The 18,204-nt window shown below is 72.8% G+C and carries 16 protein-coding genes; 8 read left to right on the top strand and 8 right to left on the bottom strand.

The genetic code is table 11. The features are described from left to right. Positions 1-53: 53 nt before the first annotated feature. From FLW16_RS07950 to FLW16_RS07935, 3 genes are all read left to right on the top strand, one after another. On the top strand, positions 54-746 hold the full coding sequence (locus FLW16_RS07950) for a response regulator transcription factor (protein WP_142559183.1): 693 nt from the start codon (positions 54-56) through the stop codon (positions 744-746). Between the two features lie 4 nt (positions 747-750). Continuing rightward, the gene (locus FLW16_RS07945) at positions 751-2,031 is read left to right on the top strand and encodes a HAMP domain-containing sensor histidine kinase (RefSeq protein WP_142559181.1); all 1,281 of its coding nucleotides are present in this window, start codon (positions 751-753) and stop codon (positions 2,029-2,031) included. A 248-nt stretch (positions 2,032-2,279) separates the two neighbouring features. Then, positions 2,280-2,609, top strand: coding sequence for a PepSY domain-containing protein (locus tag FLW16_RS07935; protein WP_142559179.1), 330 nt, complete (start codon positions 2,280-2,282; stop codon positions 2,607-2,609). Positions 2,610-2,723: 114 nt separating this feature from the next. On the opposite strand, the gene FLW16_RS07930 is transcribed toward FLW16_RS07935, so the two are convergent. Continuing rightward, a complete protein-coding gene (locus tag FLW16_RS07930; RefSeq protein ID WP_142559177.1) occupies positions 2,724-3,773 on the bottom strand; it encodes a serine/threonine-protein kinase in 1,050 nt (349 codons plus the stop codon). 304 nt (positions 3,774-4,077) lie between these two features. Between FLW16_RS07930 and FLW16_RS07925 the strand changes: the two genes are divergently transcribed. Continuing rightward, positions 4,078-4,287: a ubiquitin-like protein Pup gene (locus FLW16_RS07925; RefSeq protein WP_079315247.1), complete on the top strand. Its 210-nt coding sequence runs from the start codon at positions 4,078-4,080 to the stop codon at positions 4,285-4,287. Positions 4,288-4,536: 249 nt separating this feature from the next. On the opposite strand, the gene FLW16_RS07920 is transcribed toward FLW16_RS07925, so the two are convergent. The 7 genes from FLW16_RS07920 to FLW16_RS07890 form a co-directional block, all read right to left on the bottom strand. Then, positions 4,537-7,284: a glycoside hydrolase family 38 C-terminal domain-containing protein gene (locus FLW16_RS07920; protein ID WP_260615002.1), complete on the bottom strand. Its 2,748-nt coding sequence runs from the start codon at positions 7,282-7,284 to the stop codon at positions 4,537-4,539. Between the two features lie 10 nt (positions 7,285-7,294). Beyond that, a complete protein-coding gene (locus tag FLW16_RS07915) occupies positions 7,295-8,506 on the bottom strand; it encodes a Gfo/Idh/MocA family protein (RefSeq protein ID WP_260615001.1) in 1,212 nt (403 codons plus the stop codon). A 68-nt stretch (positions 8,507-8,574) separates the two neighbouring features. After that, positions 8,575-9,834 (bottom strand): CehA/McbA family metallohydrolase, encoded by a 1,260-nt coding sequence (locus tag FLW16_RS07910; protein ID WP_260615000.1) that lies wholly within the window; start codon positions 9,832-9,834, stop codon positions 8,575-8,577. Next, positions 9,831-10,889 carry an ABC transporter ATP-binding protein gene (locus FLW16_RS07905; RefSeq protein WP_142559175.1) on the bottom strand — a complete coding sequence of 353 codons (1,059 nt, stop codon included), beginning with the start codon at positions 10,887-10,889 and terminating at the stop codon, positions 9,831-9,833. Before FLW16_RS07905 ends, FLW16_RS07910 begins: the two co-directional genes overlap by 4 nt. Continuing rightward, the gene (locus tag FLW16_RS07900; RefSeq protein ID WP_142559173.1) at positions 10,886-11,710 is read right to left on the bottom strand and encodes a carbohydrate ABC transporter permease; all 825 of its coding nucleotides are present in this window, start codon (positions 11,708-11,710) and stop codon (positions 10,886-10,888) included. Before FLW16_RS07900 ends, FLW16_RS07905 begins: the two co-directional genes overlap by 4 nt. Then, positions 11,707-12,612, bottom strand: a complete 906-nt coding sequence (locus FLW16_RS07895; protein WP_142559171.1) for a carbohydrate ABC transporter permease — start codon at positions 12,610-12,612, stop codon at positions 11,707-11,709. The genes FLW16_RS07900 and FLW16_RS07895 overlap by 4 nt, the downstream gene beginning before the upstream one ends. Before the next feature lie 2 nt (positions 12,613-12,614). Beyond that, complete coding sequence (locus FLW16_RS07890) at positions 12,615-13,988, bottom strand: extracellular solute-binding protein (RefSeq protein ID WP_142559169.1); 1,374 nt, start codon at positions 13,986-13,988, stop codon at positions 12,615-12,617. A gap of 233 nt (positions 13,989-14,221) precedes the next feature. Here FLW16_RS07890 and prcB point away from each other — a divergent pair, with 233 nt between their 5' ends. The 4 genes from prcB to pafA all read left to right on the top strand — a co-directional run bounded on the left by prcB (position 14,222) and on the right by pafA (position 18,176). Continuing rightward, on the top strand, positions 14,222-15,037 hold the full coding sequence (prcB, locus tag FLW16_RS07885) for a proteasome subunit beta (protein ID WP_142559536.1): 816 nt from the start codon (positions 14,222-14,224) through the stop codon (positions 15,035-15,037). A 21-nt stretch (positions 15,038-15,058) separates the two neighbouring features. Further along, a complete protein-coding gene (prcA, locus tag FLW16_RS07880; protein ID WP_185949313.1) occupies positions 15,059-15,883 on the top strand; it encodes a proteasome subunit alpha in 825 nt (274 codons plus the stop codon). A 178-nt stretch (positions 15,884-16,061) separates the two neighbouring features. Further along, positions 16,062-16,748 carry a hypothetical protein gene (locus FLW16_RS07875; protein ID WP_142559168.1) on the top strand — a complete coding sequence of 229 codons (687 nt, stop codon included), beginning with the start codon at positions 16,062-16,064 and terminating at the stop codon, positions 16,746-16,748. Positions 16,749-16,817: 69 nt separating this feature from the next. Beyond that, positions 16,818-18,176, top strand: coding sequence for a Pup--protein ligase (gene pafA / locus FLW16_RS07870; RefSeq protein ID WP_142559166.1), 1,359 nt, complete (start codon positions 16,818-16,820; stop codon positions 18,174-18,176). The last annotated feature ends 28 nt before the right edge of the window (positions 18,177-18,204 follow it).

Raw genomic sequence — 18,204 nt, 5'->3', positions numbered from 1 at the left:
GCCCGGATAACGGACTTATGCCGCTTTCGCCGGGCGGCTACCGTAGCGCTCAAATGCCAAGCGTGCTGCTCATCGAAGACGACGCCCCCATCCGCACCTCCCTCACCCGGAGCCTGCGTGATCGCGGCCATGCCGTCTCCTCCGCCTCCACCGCCCTCGACGGCCTGCGGTCGGCCGTCGAGGACCGCCCCGACCTGATCGTGCTCGACCTCGGCCTGCCCGACATGGACGGCGCCGACCTGCTGCGCATGCTCCGCGCGGTGAGCCGCGTCCCGGTCATCGTCGCCACCGCCAGGGACGGGGAGGCCGACATGGTCCGCCTGCTCGACGCCGGCGCCGACGACTACGTGGTCAAGCCCTACAGCGCCGCGCAACTCGACGCGCGCATCCGCGCCGTGCTGCGCCGGGTCGACACCGGACGTACGGACACCTCCCTGACGGTGGGAACGCTGCGCGTGGACGCGGGCACCAGAGAGGCGACGCTCGACGGCGCGGCGCTGGAGCTGACGCCGCGCGAGTTCGACCTGCTGCACTATCTGGCGGCCAGGGCCGGGCAGGTCGTCACCAAGCGCGAGCTGCTCACCGAGGTCTGGCGCGTCCCCTACGGGGGCACCGACAAGACGGTCGACGTCCACCTCTCCTGGCTGCGCCGCAAACTCGGCGAGACCGCCCAGCGACCGCGCTACCTCCAGACGGTCCGCGGGGTGGGCGTGCGCCTGACCGCGCCGCCTTCGCCCGGGGAGTGAGCCGATGAGGCGCTGGCTCGCGGTCCTCGTCGCGGCGACCACGTCGCTCGTCCTGGTGTCACTGCTGGTGCCGCTGGCGTTGCTGGTGCGGTCGGTGGCCCACAGCGAGGCCGTCGCCTCCGCGACCCGGGCCGCCGAGTCCGTCGCGGTGGCCGTCGGCGCGGTGGACGAGGAGACGCTGCGGCTGACCGCGGAGCAGGCGGGCGCGTCGAGCGGACACCCCGTCACGGTCTTCCTCGCGGACGGCCGCGTGCTCGGGGCCGCGGTGGCCCGCACCCGCGCCGTCGACCTCGCCGCACGCGGCCGGAGCCTGAGCGCGGCGGTGCCGGGCGGCAGGGAGATCCTGGTGGCGGTGCAGGGGGCGCCGGGCGGCACCGCCGTCGTCCGCGCCTTCCTCGGCGACGACGACCTCGACCGCGGCGTCCACCGGACGTGGCTCGCGCTGCTGATCCTCGGGGTCGCCCTGGTCGGGCTCGGCATCCTGGTCGCCGACCGTCTCGCCCGCGCGGTCGTACGGCCCACCACGGCGCTCGCCCAGGTCTCCCACCGTCTCGCGAAGGGCGACCTGACCGCCAGGGCGACCCCGCAGGGCCCGCCCGAGGTCCGTACGGCGGGCCTGGCCCTCAACCACCTCGCGGGACGCATCTCCGACCTGCTCGCCGAGGAGCGCGAGACGGCGGCGGACGTCTCCCATCGGCTCCGCACCCCTCTGACCGGCCTGCGGCTCGAAGCGGAGTCGCTGGCCGATCCCGGCGAGGCGGCCAGGATGGAGGCCCGCGTGGACGCGCTGGAGCGAGCGGTCACCGCCGTCATCAACGACGTGCGGCGGCGGTCGCGGGAACGGGCCTCCTGCGACGCCGTCGCGGTCGTGCGCGGCAGGGTGGAGTTCTGGTCGGTGCTGGCGGAGGACCAGTCCAGGACCTTCGCGCTCGACCTCGTGCCCGGCCCGCTGCCGGTGGCGGTCCCGGCCGAGGACCTGGCCGACTGCGTCGACGCTCTCCTCGGCAACGTCTTCGCGCACACCCCCGACGGGACGTCCTTCCGCGTGTGCCTGGCCTCCGAGCCGGATGGCCCGGTGGCCCTGACGGTCTCGGACGCCGGGCCCGGCTTCGGCCCGGGCGATCCGCCGCGACGCGGGGAGAGCGGCGCGGGCTCCACGGGGCTCGGGCTGGACATCGCCCGCCGTGTGGCCGAGGACTCGAGTGGATCCCTGACCGTCGGCCGATCGGACCTCGGCGGCGCGGAGGTGCGCCTGCTCCTGGGCTCGGTCCCCGTTCCCGGCTGAGACCGTGTGCCTCGACCCCCAGCGCCTCGACCCCCAGCGCCTCGACCCCCAGCGCCTCGGACCGGTGCCGAGCGCGCCTGGGCCGCGCCTGGGCCGGGGCTGGCACGGGGCTGATGTCCATGCTGACGCGGCCCGGTCGCGCGGGGCGAGCAGCGCTCCGACGAGTGAAGTCCGCGACGAGCAGGAGGAAACCACGCTTTAGGGACCGCTTAGCGCGGCCATAGCGTGATCGCTGCGAACCTCGGGGCATGAGACAGACAAACAAGATCGCTCTCGCCGCCGCCGTCACCGTCGCCGCCCTGGCCGCGGGGGGAACCGCCGTCGCCGCCGCCGCGCCCGCCCCTCTCTCCTCGACCGCCTCTGCTTCCATCGCCCAGACCTCGGTCACCCGTAGCCAGGCGATCGCGATCGCGACGAGGCGGGTGCCCGGCGCGCGGGTAACCGAGGTCGAACGCGAGTGGGAGCACGGCCACCGCACCTGGAAGATCGAGCTGCGCAAGGGCCACAGGGAGTACAAGGTGTACGTCGCGATCGCGACCGGGCGGATCGTCAAGTTCCGCGCCCATCACGACGACTGATCACAGGGAGGCGGACACGGGCGGCTTCCCCGGTCGCGTACCCGGGGGAGCCGTCCGGCGAGTCCGTCCCGCGAAGCCGGAGGCCTGACAGTCCGGGGACCCGGCGGTCCGGGGTTACGGGAGGCGCGGGGGTCCCGGCCGGCGGGGCCCGGTCGTGGGGGTGGGCCAGTAGGGATTGTCCCGGCGCCGCGACTCCACGTCGTGGAAGTGCCCGGTCGTGAGCTCTCCGGGTGCCAGGGGCCATCCGTGGCCGGAGGAGCGGCCGTGGGGGTGCGCCCCGCCCGGCTTGGGCGCGGTGCGGCTGGGCAACTCGCCGGCCGTACGGCCCGGCGTCGCCGCCGGGATGCCCTGCCGCCGCAACACGTCCACGAGCACGTGCATCGCCTGGTCGACCGTGAGCCGTTCGTCCGGGTCGTGCCGCAGCAGGCCCTCGATCAGCGGTCGCAGGAGGCCCGCCCGGCGCGGCGGCTCCGGCTCGCGGCCCAGCAGCGCCGCGGCCGGCAGCGGCTCCGTGGCCGGGTACGGCGGCCGCCCCTCGACCCCGCAGTACAGCGTGGCGCCGAACGACCACAGGTCGGCGGCGGGGGCCAGGCCCTTCCCGCGCAGCCGCTCGGGGGCGAGGTAGGCGCCGGACCGCGCCACGGGCACGGTCGTCGACCCGCCGGGATCCCGGTCGAAGGCGGCGATGCCGAAGTCCGTCAGCACCACCCGGTCCTCGGTCAGCATGACGTTGGCGGGCCGGATGTCCCCGTGGACGACGCCCATCGCGTGCGCGTGCCGTACGCCCGACAGGAGCTGGAAGCCCACCCAGGCGGCCCAGTGGACCGGCAGCCGGCCGAGGTGGCGGACGGTGGCGCCCAGCGTGAGGCCCTGCAGGAGCTCTGTCACGATCCAGAGCCGGCCCTTGTCCTCCAGCAGGTCGTGCACGGTGATGACGGCCGGGTGGCTGAGCCGGGCCGCGGAGCGGGCCTCCCGCAGCGCCTGCCGGCGGGCGGCCGGCAGGTCGGCCACGTCCACGCGGTACGGCGGCTGCACTTCCTTGATCGCGACGTCGCGCTTGAGGCGGAGATCGTGTGCCTGCCACATGATCCCGCCGCCGTCGCGACGGAAGGGCGTCAGCAGCTTGTACCGATCCGCCAGCAGTTGCCGTGCGTGCGATGCCATCGACCACCCGTGCGCTAGGTCGTGCCGTGATCCATCAATTGTCGTCCCGGACTCGGTCGCTCTGCGCCGAAAGGCGGCCACGGGGAGTGTGAGGTCGATAACGATCCGGTCTAACGAAGACGCTTCCCGCGGGCCGGGATGCCCGCCGCAGGGCCGGATCCCCGCGCGTTTGCCTTCCCGGCGCTCACCGGGTTGTCTGGCCACAGCGGCCGGCCGAAGATCGCACGCTCTTTCGCGCGCATTGTCGGTCGGTTCGGGGAAGATATGGGGAGAGGCGTCCCCCCGAGCAGCGGAGGTGTCAGGGATGGCGACCAAGGAGACCGGCGGCCAGAAGCAGACAGGGCGCCAGGAGCACGAAGTCGAAGAGACCGAGGCGCAGGCGTCCCCGGACGTCCAGGAGCGCCACGAGAAGCTCACCGACGACGTGGACGCGATCCTGGACGAGATCGACGAGGTCCTCGAGGAGAACGCGGAGGAGTTCGTCCGTTCCTACGTGCAGAAGGGTGGGCAGTAGCCCCGGCGGGAGGCGTCCGGGCCGGTGGCGGCCGCGCCGGGGGAACGTTCCCCCGGCAGGGCCGCCGCCGGGCCCGGGAACGCCCGTCGAACGCGCCCCCGCCGGCGCGCCGCGATGACGGGCGCACGAAGCCGCTTTCGGCGACGACGCGGCAGACGATGACGTGGCAGACGACGCTGCAGACGACGCGGTAAGCGACGCCGGCAGGCCCGTCCCGGTTCCACCGGCCCCGTGAAGCGAGACCGCGCGTCAGGCTGTGCCGAGATGGACGGTCGCGATCTCGAAGGGATTGAGCGGGACGCGCACCGTCCGCCACGACCCCGGGGACCCCGCGGGCCCCTGCCCGTCCGCCCCGTCGCCGCGGAAGTCGCCGTGGAAGTCGTCACGGAACACCTCGTCGCGGGACACCTCCAGAGGGCTCAGGGGAGAGCCCAGCACGCCGGCCGTCCAGGCCGCGGTGAAATCTCCCCGGACGACCGCCTCGGTGGCCGTGGGATGCTCGGCCACCAGGCGGACCTCCAGCCGTCCGTCCCGCTCGCGCAGAGCGGCCATCATGACGCCGTCCCCGCTGATCGCGACGCGACCGCCTCCGCCCGGGCCGTCCCCGTCTCCAGCCGTGGCGGCGCCGGTGCCCGGTACGGCGAGCAGGTCGTGGCGGAACTCCTCGGCGAGCCTCGGCAGCCCGGCCTCGTGCCACTCGCCCGCGTACGGCAGGACGGCGAAGCGCACGGCCAGCGGCCCCTGGCACTGGGCGGCGGGGGTGGGCACCTCGGGCCCGGCGGGCTCGTCGCGGTAGGGGTTGCGGTTCCTGGACAGGTAGCCGACGGACCGTACGAGCGTCAGCGCCATCTCGGTCCCGTCCCCGCCGATCTCGTATTCGGTGACGTGGTCGAGCAGCACGGCCAGGCCCCCGGCGGCGGCGAAGGACTCGGCGGGGAAGGTGGGGATCGGCCGCTCGCCGCCCCCGCCCTCGGCCGTCAGGCCGCGGCGCACCACGGCGAACTGCCCTTCGGCGTACGACTCGGCCGCCGCGCGGGGCAGCGGCGCCTGCCAGCGGACGCGGTGGTCGCGGCAGCGCACGTCCATCGTGATCTCGCACCGTGCGAACGGCTCGCCCGCCCTGAGCTCCACGCGGGTCGTGACGGCCGTAGGGACGGTCTCGTCGTCGCCGAGGCCGGCCGGCCAGTCGTACACCCGCGTGATCTCGTACGCGCCGGTCAGCGGGCCCGAGCAGACCTCCTCGACGAGGACGCGGGAGGGCCGGTCGAGGAGCCGGTCGTCCGGCGGGGGCGCGTGGTTGTAGCTGTCCCCGGCGTCCCCGCCGTGGACGATCCGCCCGACGCCGTGGATCTCGGCCCCGTCCGCGCCGCGCAGCGAGAGCGTCCCGTCGTCGGCCACGCGCACCCGCAGCAGCCCGTTGTCCAGCACCGGCTCGAACCCGTACGCGTCGTTTCTCAGGGCGTTCGCGACGGGAGCGGGGCGGCCGGGCGCGGGCGGACGGGCCGTGAGGACGGCACGGCCGAGCGGCGGCACGGTGACCAGCGCGGCCACCGTGACCACGGGCTCGGCCACCGTGCGGACGACCCACGGCCCGGGGCCGGCCCCCAGGACCGCCCCGCGCAGGTCCTCGTAGGCGTACGCGCCGGAGGCGTGCCTGCTCACGGTGACGGTGAACACGCCGTCCCCGGCGTGCCAGGAGACGATCTCGTGGCCGTACAGCTCCCGCTCGTGGACGCGCCCGAGAAGCCGGGAGAGGTCGTCCATGACGGTCTCGTCGAGCAGGGTCGGAGCGTGTTCGAGCCGCTGGACGGGGACGGCCCGCCCCGAGGCGTCCGCCAGGGACGCGCGGTCCTCCGGCAGGTCGGCGAGCACCAGGCCGGTCCGCTCGAACGGGGACGGGTTGACGACCACGAGCGCGCCCTTCGGCGCGGCCTCGGCGAGGGACGCCGCGACCAGGTCCACGACCGCCTGGGCCGTCTGTCCGGCCTCGGCGATCCGCGCGGCCACCTGCTGGGCGGTCTCGTCCGAACCGCACCCGGTGACCGAGTCGTGCCCGCCGCAGGCGATGACCGACCGCCAGGCCATGTCGATGAGGCGTTCACCGGCGGACCGGTCGGCGAGCCACAGCGCGGACAGCGGTTCCGCGTAGCGGGTGAGGATCCGCTCGGCGCGGGCCATGGCCTGCTTCAGCGGCACCCGGGCCGAGATGACGCCGGGCAGGATGTTGGCCCGCGCGTGTGAGCGCAGCTCGCCCACCACCCGCGGCACCTGTCCGTCCGCCGGATCTCTGGTGAGGGCCTCGGCGAGGGTGGCGACGCGGAGCCCGGACGCGGTGATCTCGCGGGCCGGCGCCGAGTGGTCCGCGCCGTACATCGCCAGCAGGGTGTCACCGGCCGCCCAGCCCTCCGCCGTGGAGACGAAGGCCGTCACGCGGTCGGGCATGCCCTCGGCCGGGCCGGTGAACAGGCCGAAGGCGTTGCCGTACCCGCCGGGCAGGTATCGGGTCCTGATCGTGGTGCCGTCGGCGCCGGTCCAGTCGAAGGCGTCGCGGTCCACGTGCGCGGGCACGCCGCGCCACAGGCAGGCCAGGCGCAGCCCCGCCAGCGCCAGCATCTGCGGCATCTGGGCGCAGTGGCCGAACTGGTCGGGCAGGTAGCCGACGGGCATCGCGCCGCCGAGCGCGGCGGCGCCCCGCATGCCGTACTCCAGGTTGCGCAGCAGGGTCTCGCCCGAGCACAGGAACTCGTCGGCGAGGATCAGCCAGGGCCCGACGGCCAGCCGTCCCTCGGCGACGAAGCGGGCGACGTCGCCGCGCCGCGCGGGCCGGATCTCGAGGTAGTCCTCGATCGCCGCGAGCTGGCCGTCCATCGTGAAGCGGTAGGCGGGGTCGGCGGCCATGGCGTCCAGGACCTCGTCGAGCACCCGCACCAGCCCGACCCGGAACCGCTGGAAGGGCAGGTACCACTCCCGGTCCCAGTGCGTGTGCGGGACCACCACGATCCTGTCGCTATCTGCTGAGGCTCTCCTCGGCGTGACCGCTGGCTCCACTCCCGCCCTCCTCGGCGTAGCTGCTGTCGGCCCCGGCGGTCGCCTCCCGCGGGGCGCCGGTGACCTCCTGGGCGCACTCTCCGCCGATGGGGATGCCCGCCCACCGCGCGTACCGGTGCACGATCCGCTGCGCCGTGACGATATCCTCCAGGGCCCCGTCGAGTCCGGTGAGCGGCGGTTCCTCCTGGGTGACGAAGCGGTGGAAGGCGCGCAACTGGCGCTCGAACGCCTCGGCGACGTCCTCGTTGACGACCGTCCGCTCGGTGGTGCCGACCCGGCAGGTGACCGTCAGCCGGGTGGGCGCGTTCAGCAGATAAGGGGAGGGGAAGCGCAGCTCCAGCGAGCCGTGATCGTGGTGCAGCGTCATGACCTCGTGGTAGGCCGGGTAGCTCGGCAGGTAGTGCCAGCGGATGCCGTACCTGCCTGAGCATTCGCCTCCGAGCGTCCCGCTCACCTCCAGGGACGGCGGGAACGCCTCCACCGGCCACACCGCCACGTGGTCCACCGTGTCGGGAGACCCCGTGAACAGCCGCATCAGTGACAGCTCGTGGCACAGGCTGCTCAGCAGCACCTCGGCGTACAGCCGCCGCAGCCGCTCCGACGACGTGCCGAGCGCGGCGGTGAGCGCCCGCTCGTCGGCCTCGGCGTAGGGGGCCACCCGCTCGGGCGCGGGATGTCCCGGCCGCGCCCGGGCGAACAGCAGCTGCGACTCCTCCGACGGGTGCAGCACGGTGGCGTCCAGGTGGCGGACGACCTCCGGCCCGCCGGCCTCGTGCAGCGCCTCCAGCAGCCGCTGGGAGGCCGGGTCGTACTGCTTCATGTAGCCGGCCATCAGCCGTTCGCCGGAAAAACCGCTCAGCTCGGCCCGGCTGTAGGCGAGGGGCTTCTCGCACAGCACCCACAGGCCGCGTTCGAGGGCGGCCCGCACCAGCGGCCCGTGGGATCCCGGGGTGAGCACGATCAGCGCGTCGAACCCGCCTCTGTCGAGCATCGCCAGCGGGTCGTCGTACGCCGGGACGCCGGCCTCCCGGCCGACCGTCTCCGCGTGCCCGCGGTCGAGGTCGCACACGGCCGCGACCCGGAACAGGTCGCGCCGCCGCGCCAGCAGGGGCAGGTAGACGACCTGCGCGACCACGCCCAGCCCGGCGATGCCCACCTTCACCGTCTCCACGTCCTCACCCTCCTCCGCTCGGCGACCTGCCCTGCACCTCCCCATCGGTGGCGGAGCGCAACCCCCCGTCACGTGCAGACGGCCACCACCTCGTTGGCGTGCGTCTCCAGCCGGTGCACCCCGGGACGGGCGGGCAGGAGGGCGAGGTTCCCCCTGACCACCCGCCGGGTCTGCGGTCCCCACAGCACCAGCCCGTCGGCGTCCACGGCGAGGAACTCGTCCTCCAGCCGCAGCAGCAGCGGGGCGCCGGGGGAGGCCGACACCGCCGTCCGCCCCTCCGCCACGGCCCGTACGACCGCCCCGGCCGCCTCGGGACCGCGGCCGTCGCCCTCGACGAGCACCCACGTCGTCGGCGCGCCGGGCAGGTGACCCTCCTCGGGCCGGTGGTAGTCGCCGCCGCCCACCACCACGAGATCGCCGGCCGGGTCACCCGTCCACGCCTGCGCCCAGGCCAGCGGCGCGCCCCAGCTGCGGTCCCACCAGCTCCAGTGCCACAGCTCGACGACCCGCGGCCGGTCGGCCATCGGGTGCCGCCAGGCGCAGTCGGCCGCCACCGGATGATTGACCGACAGCACCCCGCCCCGGTCCCGTACGGCCTTCGCCCACTCGTCGGGGGGCCGCCGGAAGTCGATCCAGCCGACGTCCCCGAGCGCGCCGGCGTGCCCGAGGTCGGTGGTCACCTCCTGCCCCGGCACGAGCACGAGACCGGCCAGCGCCGAGGCCGCCGCGAGCTCCACGTGGTGGCTGACGGTGTTGTGGTCGGTCACCGCGAGGAAGTCCAGCCCGGCCGCGGCCGCCACACAGGCCAGTTCGTAGACGCTCAGCGTCCCGTCCGAGTGGTCGGTGTGCGCGTGCAGGTCCCCGGCGAGCCAGCGGTATCCCGGCGGCGACGGCAGGCGGCGCCGTACGGCGGCGGGCGCGGGCGGGACGGGCCCCGGCACGCGGGAGAAGCGGGTGCGGCGCCGGCGCGGCCGGGCGGGCGGCCGCACGTGCCTGATCACCCGGATCTCGTACGGCAGGCCGCCGAGGGGCACCCGGTGCAGCCCGACCAGCACCCGCCACACCCCCGGCTCGATCTCACCGGGCAGGTAGCCGGGAGTGGCCCAGGAGGGGGTGATGGTGTACTCGGAGCGCGCGCCCCCCGACCAGCCGCGGAACCCGGCCGGCCCGGCGCAGCCGAGGTCGAGCACGCCGGCCGACCGGTTGTAGGACAGGCGCACCGTGAGGGCGGCCGTGCCGGGCCGCACCTCCACCGGCACCTCCGCCACCGGCCCGGCCAGCCGGTCGTCCAGCGTCCACGTCCCGCTGATCGCGGCCCTGGTCGTCACGCGCCACCCACCAGGGTGTCGTCGCGGTAGAGCAGCGCCCGGCCCGGGCGGGGCACCGCCCAGGCGGCCGTCCCCGGCGGCGGCTCGGCGCCCTCGGGAACCACCACCTGCAGCAGGTGGTCCGTGCACTCCAGCGTGACGAGATGAGCCGTGCCGAGGTTCTCCACCACCGCCACCTTCCCCCGGAACGCCCCCTTCTCCCCGGGCTCCCGGGTGGTCAGGTCGGCGTACTCGGGCCGCAGGCCGTACAGGACCTCGCCCTCGGGCGCGCCGGCCGGCAGGGGGAACTCGGCCCCGGCCACCCGCAGCACGCCGCCCTCGGCGACGCCCGGCAGCAGGTTCATCGGCGTGGACCCGATGAAGGAGGCCACGAACGTGGTGGCCGGGCGCCGGAACACCTCGGACGGCGTGCCGAGCTGCGTGATCCGCCCGGCCGACATGACCGCGATGCGGTCGGCAAGCGCGAGCGCCTCGCTCTGGTCGTGCGTGACGAAGACCGTGGTCACCCCCAGCTCGCGCTGCAGGCGCTTGAGGAACGTGCGGGCCTCCAGGCGCAGCCGCGCGTCCAGGTTCGACAGCGGCTCGTCGAACAGGAACGCCTTCGGGCGGCAGGCGACCGCACGCGCGAGCGCCACCCGCTGCTGCTGCCCGCCGGACAACTGCCCGGGCCTGCGGTCGAGCAGTTCCGACAGGCTGAGCCGGGACGCCGTCTCGGCGGCCTTGGCCGCACGCTCGGCCCGCGGGACCTTCCTGATCCGCAGCGGATAGGCGATGTTGGCGGTCACGTCCATGTGCGGAAACAGCGCGTAGTCCTGGAAGACCATCGCGACGTCCCGCCGTCCCGGAGGCGTCCCGGTCACGTCCACGCCGCCGATCTCGATCCGCCCCGAGGTGGGGGTCTCCAGGCCGGCGATCGTCCGCAGCAGCGTCGTCTTGCCGCAGCCCGACGGGCCGAGCAGCGCGAAGAACTCGCCGTCGCCGATCTCCAGGTCGAGCGAGTCGACCGCCCGCACCCCGCCGGGGAACTCCTTGGTCAGGCCGCGCAACGCGATCACCGCTTGATCCCCCCGTGGAATCGGAAGCCGTACCTCCGGCTGACGAACACGTACATCACCACCACCGGCAGCGAGTAGAGCAGCGAGAACGCCGAGATCACGTCGAGGCGCGGCGCGCCGCCCTCGGTGTAGAGCGTGTAGAGGATGACCGCGCCGGGGGCCTTGTCCGGGTCGCGCAGCAGGATGAACGGCTGCAGGAAGCTGCCCCAGACTCCTGCGACCGCCCACACCGCGATCGTCGCCAGGCCGGGCCGCACCAGCGGGATCACGACGTGCCGCAGCACCTGCCCCGATGACGCGCCGAACACCCGCGCCGACTCCTCGTACGACGTGGGCGTGGCGTCCATGAAGTCCTTCAGGATGAAGATCGCGGCGGGGAGCAGGCCGCCCGACAGCGTGAGCACGACGCCGAGGTGGGTGTCGATCAGGTTCAGCCGGGTCGCCAGCTCGAACAGCGGCACCATCGCCGCCGTCCCCGTCACCACCGACGACAGGAGCAGCAGGACGTACAGCAGCGCGTCGCGGCCGGGCACCCGCGCCCGCGACAGCGCGTACGCCGCCAGCGCGGCCAGCGTCACGACCAGGGCCGCGCTGCCGCACGCCTGGATCAGCGAGTTGCGCAGCGAGCCCAGCGCGTACGGGTTGTCCAGCAGCGCCCGGAAGTTCGCCAGCGTGAACTCCGGCACCGAGGCCGTGATCGACGGGTGGGCGTCGAACGGCGCCGAGGCCAGCCACAGCAGCGGCAGCGCGAAGAACCCCAGCACCAGGGCGAGGAAGGTGGCCCGCCCGATGGTCCCCAGCATGTGGCGCACCGGCGTCATGACGGCCTCACCCCGCCCCCCGAGACCTTGCCCCGGGACCGCAGGAGGCGCAGGTAGGCGAAGGCCAGGACCAGGTTCACCACGAGGACGAGGAAGGAGACCGCCGCGCCGAAGCCGAGCCTGCCGCCGCTCATCGCGACGTTGTAGATGTAGACGGGCAGGATCTCCGACCGCCCCTCGGGGCCTCCGGCGGTGAGCTGGAAGGCCGTGAAGTCGTTGAACGTCCACAGCGTGATCAGCAGCAGGTTCGTCAGCACGTGCCCCTTGATGTGCGGGAAGACCACGTCCCTGAGCTGCTGGAGCGTTGACGCGCCGGCGAGCCGGGCGGTCTCCAGGTGCGACGGCGGCACGTTCTCCAGCGCCGCGCCGTACAGCATCATCGAGAACGCCGTGCCACGCCAGACGTTGAACACGATGATCGACGCCATGGGGTGGTCGAGCAGCCAGGCGAAGCCGGGCGTGTGCAGGATCGCGTTCAGCGTCCCGCCGTCGCGGTCGAGCAGCGCGATCCACAGGAACGCGACGACCGACGACGGCAGGATCCACGCCAGCAGCACCAGCCCCTCGGTGAGGCTCTTCAGCGGCCCCCGCCGGTCGCGCAGCGCCCATGCGATCGCGAACCCGAGCACCGCCTGCCCGAGCACGGCCGAGCCGAGCACGAACTGCACGGTGAGCCACAGCGACGAGCGGAACCGCTCGTCGCCCAGCGCCTCGGCGTAGTTGGCCGCCCCGACCACCTGGGGATCGGCCGCCGCCAGGCCCGTGAGCCGGTAGTCCGTGAGGCCCAGGTAGACGGTCCACAGTGCGGGGAAGACCAGGAACACCCCGATCAGCACCAGCGCCGGCAGCACGAACCCCAGGGCGGGACGGCGGCCCAGCGTGCCCGACTCAGCTCGCGACATGCTCAGCTCGCGACATTGGCGGGGCCGCCGACGAGGGACTCGACCTTGCGCTGGTAGGCGGCGGCCGCCTCGTCCACGCTCGTGCCCGACACGACCGCGGCCGTGGACTCCTGCAGGGCGACCGACACCTGCGGGTAGACGGCCAGGGGCGGCCGGTACGCCGTGAGGGGCAGGACCTCGTCGGAGACGAACTTCAGCATCGGGTCGGCCCCCAGCACCGTGTCGTTCACGTCCTTGCGCGCCGTGATCCGGGCGGCCCCGGCGAGCTGTGACGTGGTGGCCTCGGCCGAGTGCATGAACGACAGCAGCTCCCAGGCCAGCTTCGGGTTCTTCGAGTTGGGGTTGAGCACCCGTACGGCGCCGCCGGACATGCTGACGTAGTCCTGGCCCCGGATGCCGGCGCCGGGGCGCTGGGCGGGGATCAGGGCGTAGCCGACGACGGAGTCGCGGTCCTTCATCGGGGCGACCCCGGCCTCGGGCTCGATCACCGACCGCCAGAAGTAGTCGCCCTCCGCCAGGATGCCGATCCTGCCCTCGGCGAACTGGGCGAACGACTTGTCCCGTCCCCGCGCCTCCTGCTGGAGCCCGGGGTCGCCGAGGCCGCCGGAGTAGACCTGCCGGTAGAAGTCCAGCACGTCCCTGAGCGCCCGGGAGGCGCCGGTCCACTTGCCGTCGGCGTAGATCTGCGCCCCCGCGCCCGCCAGCAGCGGCAGCGCGCCCTGCATGGTCGTCGCCTCGCCCATGGCGGTGCCGGCGTCGATCTGGATCGGGACGGGGACGCCGGCCCTCTTGAGCGCCCCGCCGGCGTCGAGGATCTCCTGCCAGCTCCGCGGCTGCCAGTGGTCCGGGAGGCCGGCCTTGCGGAACAGGGCCCTGTTGTAGAACAGCACCCGCCCGTCGGTGCCCTGCGGCAGGCCGTACCTCTTGCCCTCGAACGTACCGAGGCCCTGCACGGCCTGCGGGATCTGGCTCCAGCCCTCCCAGGAGTCCGCCTCGGGACCGGCGACCTCGGCGAGCGGCTTGATGTAGCCGGCCTGGGCGAACTCTCCCACCCAGATGCCGTCGAGGTCGATGACGTCGGCGCCCGCCCGCGACTTGAGGTCGAGGGCGACCTTCGTCTTGTACTGCTCGTCGTCCACGCCGCTCGGCTGGAACACCACGCGGACGTCGCGGCCCTTGGCCTTCTGCGCGGCCTCGAACCGGGGGACGACCCATTTGGCCGTCCAGTCGGCGGTCTCGGCGTTCTTGCCGCCGGAGATCGCGTTGGCGGTGATGGTCAGGGTGACGCCCTCGTCTGTGGAGTCGCCGGAGCCGCCGGTGCCGCAGGCGCCCAGAGCGAGCAGGGCCACCACCGTCACCGCGAGCGCAGGTCTCATGATCGACCTCCCCATAAGTCCTGACGTACGGACAAACCGACCCTCGCACGTGATTACCAACACGTAAAGAAACGGTTTGGTGAACGAGTAAGGGACGCGCGCCCGGCCTCTTGGGGGATGTCTGGTTCGCGCTGAGCTGATCGGGAAGAGTGCAACCAGTGCTGAGACCTGAGTATGGTCGGGCGTAACAACGCACGCTTGGAGGGAGTCGCGTGGCATCTCAGCCAGCCTGGATGAACAGCCTCTTCACATATACGGGATCGTCGTCGTTCTCGGAGTTCCTAGGCGTGCACGCGCCGAATCTGCTGCCCGCCCGCAACGAGTCGCTGGCGGCGCCGGTGGGTGACGAGATCCCGCACGCGACCACCATCGTCGCGGCGACCTGCGCCGGCGGCGTGGTGATGGCGGGCGACAGGCGTGCGACCTCCGGGAACATCATCTCGCAGCGGGACATCGAGAAGGTGTTCCGCACCGACGACTACTCCTGCATGGGCATCGCGGGCACCGCGAGCACCGGCCTGGAGCTGGCCCGGCTCTACCGGGTCGAGTTGGAGCACTACGAGAAGACCGAAGGTCGCTCGCTGTCGACCGAGGGCAAGGCGCACCGCCTGGCCACCATGATCCGCGGAAACCTGCCCATGGCCATGCAGGGCCTCGTGGTCGTGCCGCTCTTCGCGGCCTACGACCCGTCCCGCGACACCGGGCGGATCTTCAGCTACGACGTGGGCGGCGGGCCGTACGAGCAGAGGGAGTTCCACTCGATCGGCTCGGGTTCGATCTTCGCCCGGGGCTCGCTCAAGAAGCTCTACCGGGAGAACTCCAGCCCGGAGGACACGGTCCTGGCCTGCCTGCACGCCCTGTATGACGCCGCCGACGACGACTCGGCGACCGGCGGCCCCGACGTGATGCGGAAGATCTGGCCGGTCGTGGCCGTCATCACCGCCGACGGCTTCCGCCGCCTCCCGGACGACGAGGTCGCCGAGTTCGTGGAGTCCATGCTGGAGAGGCGGATGACCGCCCCCGAAGGCCCGACCGCGCCGCTGCGCTAACCCAAGAGAGGATCACCCCCGGTGTCCATCCCCTTCGGAGGATATGCCTCGCCCGAGCAGATCATGCGGGACAGGGCGGAGTATGCCCGCAAGGGCATCGCTCGCGGTCGCAGCGTGGTCGTGATGCAGTACGCCGACGGCATCCTGTTCGTGGCGCCCAACCCGTCCAAGGCGCTGCACAAGATCAGTGAGATCTACGACCGCATCGGCTTCGCCGCGGTGGGGCGCTACAACGAGTTCGAGTCGCTCCGCCTGGCCGGCATCCGCTACGCGGACATCAACGGCTACACGTTCAACCGCAACGACGTCACGGGCCGCGGCCTGGCGAACCTGTACGCCCAGCAGCTCGGCATGATCTTCACCGAGTCGATCAAGTCGTTCGAGGTGGAGATCGTCGTCGCGGAGGTCGGCGAGTCGGCCGAGGACGACCAGATCTACCGGATCACCTTCGACGGCTCGGTCTTCGACGAGCAGGGCATGGCCGTGATCGGCGGCCAGGCCGAAGCCGTCGGAGGGCGCCTGAAGGAGCGCTACAGCGAGGGACTGCCGCTGCCGCAGGCCCTCGACGCCGCGCTGGCCGCCCTGACCGAGCCGGGCGGGGAGCGCCCCCCGGCGCCCCAGATCGAGGTCGCCGTGCTCGACCGCGGCAGGGAGCACCGCAAGTTCCTGCGCCTGACCGGCCCCCGCCTGGAGAAGCTCCTGGAGGCCGCCAGGGAGAGCGAGGGGGGCGCGCAGCGGCCCGCCGCCGAGGAGGCCCAGGCCGAGCAGGCACAGGCCGAGCAGGCTCCCGACACCGCCCCGCCGATCGCCCCCGAGGGCGACATCGACACGGGCTCCGGCGAGTAGCCCGCCCTCCCGTCCCCGTACGTCCGCGGCGCCGCGCCCTCACCAGGGGCGCGGCGCCGCTGTGTCATGGGCCGTGTCATGGGCCGTGTCATGAGGCCGGCGTCAGGGGCCGGCGTCATGGGGCCGGCTCGGGCGTTTCGGTCCAGCCAACCCGTGATTTCGCTACCCTCATCCGGTTATGACGACTTTTGATCTCTTTCGGCGAGCGGGCGTTCCGGCCGCCGCCGTCGCCCTCCTGTCGCTGACCGCATGCTCCGGAGCCTCCGGCACCTCGGCCTCGCCCACCGTGACCGCCACCGTGACGGTGACGGCCCCGGCGTCGCCCGCGGAGCCGTCCGCCGACCCGGCGGCCTCCGAGACCCCGGCGGCGGACACGCCCACCGACTCGGCCACGACCGCGCCGACGCGGAAGCCGGGCAAGGCAGGGCCGCCGATCACGGACAAGACTCCTGCCCCCTTCGGCGGGACCATCCAGTCGGACCCCGGGCACGACTTCACCAAGGGACTCAGCCCCAGCAGGAACGGTGTCGTACGCGCGCAGCTGGTCGCCATGCACGACGAGAACGTGGCGGAGTACCGGCCCGTCAAGTTCGTCAAGGAGTACGGCGGCAGCACCAGCGGCCACTTCGAGGGGCCGCCGGAGGGGGACGTCACGGCCTTCGCCGCGCCGATCGCGAAGAACGTCGTGTTCCTCAGCGCGGTCGGCTGCGACGGCAAGGACCAGACCATCGATAGCGAGTACCTCGGCACCCAACGCTGCTCACGGGACAAGCTGGTCCTGCGGGCCGACGCCGGCGACCTGCGGGCTCTCGTCACCGTTCAGGGCGGGCAGATCGTCAACGTGACGGAGATTTACGCCGCCTGACCGCCCCTTCTCGGCATTCCCCCGCCTGATCACTGTTCGGCCGCCGGTTTATGGGAATAGTGTGAGGTGATGGATCGACGCATATTCGGGCTGGAGAACGAGTACGGCGTCACCTGCACGTTCCGCGGGCAGCGGAGGCTGTCGCCGGACGAGGTGGCGCGGTACCTGTTCCGGCGAGTGGTGTCCTGGGGCCGATCGAGCAACGTCTTCCTACGCAACGGCGCACGTCTCTACCTGGACGTGGGCAGCCATCCCGAGTACGCCACCCCTGAGTGCGACAACGTCGTGGAGCTGGTCACCCACGACAAGGCGGGGGAGCGGATCCTGGAGGGCCTCCTCGTGGACGCCGAGAAGCGGCTCCGCGAGGAGGGCATCGCGGGAGACATCTACCTGTTCAAGAACAACACCGACTCGGCCGGCAACTCCTACGGCTGCCACGAGAACTACCTCGTGGGCCGGCACGGGGAGTTCGGGCGGCTGGCCGACGTCCTGATCCCTTACCTGGTGACCCGCCAGATCATCTGCGGTGCGGGCAAGGTGCTGCAGACCCCGCGCGGAGCCGTCTACTGCGTCTCCCAGCGGGCCGAGCACATCTGGGAGGGCGTCTCCTCGGCGACCACCCGGTCCCGGCCGATCATCAACACCCGCGACGAGCCGCACGCGGACGCCGAGCGGTTCCGCAGGCTGCACGTCATCGTGGGCGACTCGAACATGAGCGAGACCACGATGCTGCTCAAGGTCGGCGCCACCGACCTGGTGCTGCGCATGATCGAGGCCGGTGTGGTGATGCGCGACCTGTCCCTGGAGAACCCCATCAGGGCGATCCGGGAGGTGTCCCACGACATGACGGGCCGGCGCAGGGTGCGCCTGGCCAACGGCCGCGAGGCCTCGTCGCTGGAGATCCAGCAGGAGTACCTGACCAAGGCGCAGGACTTCGTCGAGCGGCGCGGCGGTGACGCCACCGCCAAGCGGGTGCTGGAGCTGTGGGAGCGCACGCTCCGGGCGGTCGAGACGGGCGACCTCGACCTCGTCTCGCGGGAGATCGACTGGGTCACCAAGTACCAGATGATTGAACGTTACAGACAGAAGTACGACCTGCCGCTGTCGTCGCCGCGCGTCGCGCAGCTCGATCTGGCCTACCACGACGTCCACCGCAAGCGCGGGCTGTTCTACCTCCTGCAGAAGCGGGGGGCCGTCGAGAGGGTGGCCGACGACGTGCGCATCTTCGAGGCCAAGTCGGTTCCGCCGCAGACCACACGGGCCAAGCTGCGCGGGGAGTTCATCCGCAAGGCCCAGGAGAAGCGGCGCGACTTCACCGTCGACTGGGTCCACCTGAAGCTCAACGACCAGGCCCAGCGGACGGTGCTGTGCAAGGATCCGTTCCGCAGCGTCGACGAGAGAGTCGAGAAGCTCATCGCGGGCATGTGATCTCTTACACCGCTCTGACGGCGGGTTC

This window comes from Microbispora sp. KK1-11 (genome assembly GCF_006874435.1).
GTDB classification, from domain to species: domain Bacteria; phylum Actinomycetota; class Actinomycetes; order Streptosporangiales; family Streptosporangiaceae; genus Microbispora; species Microbispora catharanthi.
The sequence above is the reverse complement of the archived record's forward strand: the minus strand, read 5'-3'. Positions and strand labels throughout refer to the sequence as shown.

Coding starts and splice junctions, on each gene's coding strand:
- FLW16_RS07930 (WP_142559177.1), bottom strand. CDS start 3,773: ATGGCATCGCACGCACGGCAACTGCTGGCGGATCGGTACAAGCTGCTG.
- FLW16_RS07890 (WP_142559169.1), bottom strand. CDS start 13,988: ATGAGACCTGCGCTCGCGGTGACGGTGGTGGCCCTGCTCGCTCTGGGC.
- FLW16_RS07900 (WP_142559173.1), bottom strand. CDS start 11,710: ATGACGCCGGTGCGCCACATGCTGGGGACCATCGGGCGGGCCACCTTC.
- FLW16_RS07875 (WP_142559168.1), top strand. CDS start 16,062: ATGACGACTTTTGATCTCTTTCGGCGAGCGGGCGTTCCGGCCGCCGCC.
- FLW16_RS07950 (WP_142559183.1), top strand. CDS start 54: ATGCCAAGCGTGCTGCTCATCGAAGACGACGCCCCCATCCGCACCTCC.
- FLW16_RS07935 (WP_142559179.1), top strand. CDS start 2,280: ATGAGACAGACAAACAAGATCGCTCTCGCCGCCGCCGTCACCGTCGCC.
- FLW16_RS07895 (WP_142559171.1), bottom strand. CDS start 12,612: ATGTCGCGAGCTGAGTCGGGCACGCTGGGCCGCCGTCCCGCCCTGGGG.
- pafA (WP_142559166.1), top strand. CDS start 16,818: ATGGATCGACGCATATTCGGGCTGGAGAACGAGTACGGCGTCACCTGC.
- FLW16_RS07925 (WP_079315247.1), top strand. CDS start 4,078: ATGGCGACCAAGGAGACCGGCGGCCAGAAGCAGACAGGGCGCCAGGAG.
- FLW16_RS07945 (WP_142559181.1), top strand. CDS start 751: ATGAGGCGCTGGCTCGCGGTCCTCGTCGCGGCGACCACGTCGCTCGTC.
- prcB (WP_142559536.1), top strand. CDS start 14,222: ATGAACAGCCTCTTCACATATACGGGATCGTCGTCGTTCTCGGAGTTC.